The 4,973-nt window shown below is 53.2% G+C and carries 2 tRNA genes and 2 rRNA genes; all 4 read right to left on the bottom strand.

What is annotated here, in order from left to right:
- Positions 1 to 18: 18 nt before the first annotated feature.
- The 4 genes from AOY24_RS23185 to AOY24_RS23170 all read right to left on the bottom strand — a co-directional run bounded on the left by AOY24_RS23185 (position 19) and on the right by AOY24_RS23170 (position 4,970).
- Positions 19 to 2,925: ribosomal RNA gene (locus tag AOY24_RS23185) — 23S ribosomal RNA — on the bottom strand.
- Positions 2,926 to 3,096: 171 nt separating this feature from the next.
- Positions 3,097 to 3,172: transfer RNA gene (locus tag AOY24_RS23180), tRNA-Ala, on the bottom strand.
- Positions 3,173 to 3,282: 110 nt separating this feature from the next.
- A tRNA-Ile gene (locus AOY24_RS23175) sits at positions 3,283 to 3,359 on the bottom strand.
- A 69-nt stretch (positions 3,360 to 3,428) separates the two neighbouring features.
- Positions 3,429 to 4,970, bottom strand: a 16S ribosomal RNA gene (locus AOY24_RS23170).
- The 16S and 23S rRNA genes sit together here with 2 tRNA genes alongside, the layout of an rRNA operon.
- Positions 4,971 to 4,973 lie beyond the last annotated feature (3 nt).

Genomic DNA, 4,973 nt, shown 5'->3' with positions numbered 1-4,973 from the left:
AAACAGCTTCGGCGTTGTAAGGTTAAGCCTCACGGTTCATTAGTACCGGTTAGCTCAACGCATCGCTGCGCTTACACACCCGGCCTATCAACGTCGTCGTCTTCAACGTTCCTTCAGGACCCTTAAAGGGTCAGGGAGAACTCATCTCGGGGCAAGTTTCGTGCTTAGATGCTTTCAGCACTTATCTCTTCCGCATTTAGCTACCGGGCAGTGCCATTGGCATGACAACCCGAACACCAGTGATGCGTCCACTCCGGTCCTCTCGTACTAGGAGCAGCCCCCCTCAATTCTCCAGCGCCCACGGCAGATAGGGACCGAACTGTCTCACGACGTTCTAAACCCAGCTCGCGTACCACTTTAAATGGCGAACAGCCATACCCTTGGGACCTACTTCAGCCCCAGGATGTGATGAGCCGACATCGAGGTGCCAAACACCGCCGTCGATATGAACTCTTGGGCGGTATCAGCCTGTTATCCCCGGAGTACCTTTTATCCGTTGAGCGATGGCCCTTCCATTCAGAACCACCGGATCACTAAGACCTGCTTTCGCACCTGCTCGCGCCGTCACGCTCGCAGTCAAGCTAGCTTATGCCTTTGCACTAACCTCCTGATGTCCGACCAGGATTAGCTAACCTTCGTGCTCCTCCGTTACTCTTTAGGAGGAGACCGCCCCAGTCAAACTACCCACCAGACACTGTCCGCAACCCGGATTACGGGCCCACGTTAGAACACCAGCCATTAAAGGGTGGTATTTCAAGGATGGCTCCACACGAACTGGCGTCCGCGCTTCAAAGCCTCCCACCTATCCTACACATCAAGGACCAGTGTTCAGTGTCAAGCTATAGTAAAGGTTCACGGGGTCTTTCCGTCTTGCCGCGGGTACACTGCATCTTCACAGCGAGTTCAATTTCACTGAGTCTCGGGTGGAGACAGCCTGGCCATCATTACGCCATTCGTGCAGGTCGGAACTTACCCGACAAGGAATTTCGCTACCTTAGGACCGTTATAGTTACGGCCGCCGTTTACCGGGGCTTCGATCAAGAGCTTCTCCTTACGGATAACCCCATCAATTAACCTTCCGGCACCGGGCAGGCGTCACACCGTATACGTCCACTTTCGTGTTTGCACAGTGCTGTGTTTTTAATAAACAGTTGCAGCCAGCTGGTATCTTCGACTGATTTCAGCTCCACGAGTAAATCGCTTCACCTACATATCAGCGTGCCTTCTCCCGAAGTTACGGCACCATTTTGCCTAGTTCCTTCACCCGAGTTCTCTCAAGCGCCTTGGTATTCTCTACCTGACCACCTGTGTCGGTTTGGGGTACGATCTGATGTTACCTGATGCTTAGAGGCTTTTCCTGGAAGCAGGGCATTTGTCACTTCAGCACCGTAGTGCCTCGTCATCACGCCTCAGTGTTAAAGTGAACCGGATTTACCTGGAACACACACCTACACGCTTAAACCGGGACAACCGTCGCCCGGCCAACATAGCCTTCTCCGTCCCCCCTTCGCAGTAACACCTGGTACAGGAATATTAACCTGTTTCCCATCGACTACGCCTTTCGGCCTCGCCTTAGGGGTCGACTCACCCTGCCCCGATTAACGTTGGACAGGAACCCTTGGTCTTCCGGCGAGCGGGCTTTTCACCCGCTTTATCGTTACTTATGTCAGCATTCGCACTTCTGATACCTCCAGCATGCCTCACAGCACACCTTCACAGGCTTACAGAACGCTCCCCTACCCAACAACACTTAGTGTCGCTGCCGCAGCTTCGGTGCATGGTTTAGCCCCGTTACATCTTCCGCGCAGGCCGACTCGACCAGTGAGCTATTACGCTTTCTTTAAATGATGGCTGCTTCTAAGCCAACATCCTGGCTGTCTGAGCCTTCCCACATCGTTTCCCACTTAACCATGACTTTGGGACCTTAGCTGGCGGTCTGGGTTGTTTCCCTCTTCACGACGGACGTTAGCACCCGCCGTGTGTCTCCCGTGATAACATTCTCCGGTATTCGCAGTTTGCATCGGGTTGGTAAGCCGGGATGGCCCCCTAGCCGAAACAGTGCTCTACCCCCGGAGATGAATTCACGAGGCGCTACCTAAATAGCTTTCGGGGAGAACCAGCTATCTCCCGGTTTGATTGGCCTTTCACCCCCAGCCACAAGTCATCCGCTAATTTTTCAACATTAGTCGGTTCGGTCCTCCAGTTAGTGTTACCCAACCTTCAACCTGCCCATGGCTAGATCACCGGGTTTCGGGTCTATACCCTGCAACTTAACGCCCAGTTAAGACTCGGTTTCCCTTCGGCTCCCCTATTCGGTTAACCTTGCTACAGAATATAAGTCGCTGACCCATTATACAAAAGGTACGCAGTCACCCCATTAAAGAGGCTCCCACTGCTTGTACGTACACGGTTTCAGGTTCTTTTTCACTCCCCTCGCCGGGGTTCTTTTCGCCTTTCCCTCACGGTACTGGTTCACTATCGGTCAGTCAGGAGTATTTAGCCTTGGAGGATGGTCCCCCCATATTCAGACAGGATACCACGTGTCCCGCCCTACTCATCGAGCTCACAGCACATGCAATTTTGTGTACGGGGCTGTCACCCTGTATCGCCGGCCTTTCCAGACCGTTCCACTACCACACATGCTGATTCAGGCTCTGGGCTGCTCCCCGTTCGCTCGCCGCTACTGGGGGAATCTCGGTTGATTTCTTTTCCTCGGGGTACTTAGATGTTTCAGTTCCCCCGGTTCGCCTCGTTAACCTATGGATTCAGTTAACGATAGTGCAACGAATTGCACTGGGTTTCCCCATTCGGACATCGCCGGTTATAACGGTTCATATCACCTTACCGACGCTTTTCGCAGATTAGCACGTCCTTCATCGCCTCTGACTGCCAGGGCATCCACCGTGTACGCTTAGTCGCTTAACCTCACAACCCGAAGATGTTTCACCTCTGATTGCGAAAATTTGAGAGACTCGAACACACCATTAACAGTGTGTCGTTTCAATTTTCAGCTTGATCCAGATTTTTAAAGAGCAAAACTTCGCAGCGCACCCTTTCAGGTACACTCTGAAGTTTTCTTGATTACGTTCTACAGTATGGTGGAGCTATGCGGGATCGAACCGCAGACCTCCTGCGTGCAAAGCAGGCGCTCTCCCAGCTGAGCTATAGCCCCATACAGTGTAGTTAAAACCTCATCCCCAATTCGTTTCCGGGCGCGGCGTGGTGAAGCGAAGCATACGTAAAGTATGTGAGCTTTGCCACAACAAAGCACGGGAGCGAATTTGGTAGGCCTGAGTGGACTTGAACCACCGACCTCACCCTTATCAGGGGTGCGCTCTAACCACCTGAGCTACAAGCCTGTAGAGGTTTTACTGCTCGTTTTTCATCAGACAATCTGTGTGGGCACTACAAAGGCAGGTTCTTTAAGGTAAGGAGGTGATCCAACCGCAGGTTCCCCTACGGTTACCTTGTTACGACTTCACCCCAGTCATGAATCACAAAGTGGTAAGCGCCCTCCCGAAGGTTAAGCTACCTACTTCTTTTGCAACCCACTCCCATGGTGTGACGGGCGGTGTGTACAAGGCCCGGGAACGTATTCACCGTGGCATTCTGATCCACGATTACTAGCGATTCCGACTTCATGGAGTCGAGTTGCAGACTCCAATCCGGACTACGACATACTTTATGAGGTCCGCTTGCTCTCGCGAGGTCGCTTCTCTTTGTATATGCCATTGTAGCACGTGTGTAGCCCTGGTCGTAAGGGCCATGATGACTTGACGTCATCCCCACCTTCCTCCAGTTTATCACTGGCAGTCTCCTTTGAGTTCCCGGCCGGACCGCTGGCAACAAAGGATAAGGGTTGCGCTCGTTGCGGGACTTAACCCAACATTTCACAACACGAGCTGACGACAGCCATGCAGCACCTGTCTCACAGTTCCCGAAGGCACCAAGGCATCTCTGCCAAGTTCTGTGGATGTCAAGACCAGGTAAGGTTCTTCGCGTTGCATCGAATTAAACCACATGCTCCACCGCTTGTGCGGGCCCCCGTCAATTCATTTGAGTTTTAACCTTGCGGCCGTACTCCCCAGGCGGTCTATTTAACGCGTTAGCTCCGGAAGCCACGCCTCAAGGGCACAACCTCCAAATAGACATCGTTTACGGCGTGGACTACCAGGGTATCTAATCCTGTTTGCTCCCCACGCTTTCGCACCTGAGCGTCAGTCTTCGTCCAGGGGGCCGCCTTCGCCACCGGTATTCCTCCAGATCTCTACGCATTTCACCGCTACACCTGGAATTCTACCCCCCTCTACGAGACTCAAGCCTGCCAGTTTCGAATGCAGTTCCCAGGTTGAGCCCGGGGATTTCACATCCGACTTGACAGACCGCCTGCGTGCGCTTTACGCCCAGTAATTCCGATTAACGCTTGCACCCTCCGTATTACCGCGGCTGCTGGCACGGAGTTAGCCGGTGCTTCTTCTGCGGGTAACGTCAATGGCTAAGGTTATTAACCTTAACCCCTTCCTCCCCGCTGAAAGTACTTTACAACCCGAAGGCCTTCTTCATACACGCGGCATGGCTGCATCAGGCTTGCGCCCATTGTGCAATATTCCCCACTGCTGCCTCCCGTAGGAGTCTGGACCGTGTCTCAGTTCCAGTGTGGCTGGTCATCCTCTCAGACCAGCTAGGGATCGTCGCCTTGGTGAGCCGTTACCTCACCAACAAGCTAATCCCATCTGGGCACATCCGATGGCAAGAGGCCCGAAGGTCCCCCTCTTTGGTCTTGCGACATTATGCGGTATTAGCTACCGTTTCCAGTAGTTATCCCCCTCCATCGGGCAGTTTCCCAGACATTACTCACCCGTCCGCCACTCGTCAGCAAAGCAGCAAGCTGCTTCCTGTTACCGTTCGACTTGCATGTGTTAGGCCTGCCGCCAGCGTTCAATCTGAGCCATGATCAAACTCTTCAATTTAAG

It is taken from the genome of Citrobacter sp. CtB7.12 (assembly GCF_001297795.1).
Lineage (GTDB): Bacteria > Pseudomonadota > Gammaproteobacteria > Enterobacterales > Enterobacteriaceae > Citrobacter_A > Citrobacter_A amalonaticus.
Note: the sequence above shows the minus strand (reverse complement) of the source record. Positions and strands in the feature narration are given on the sequence as shown.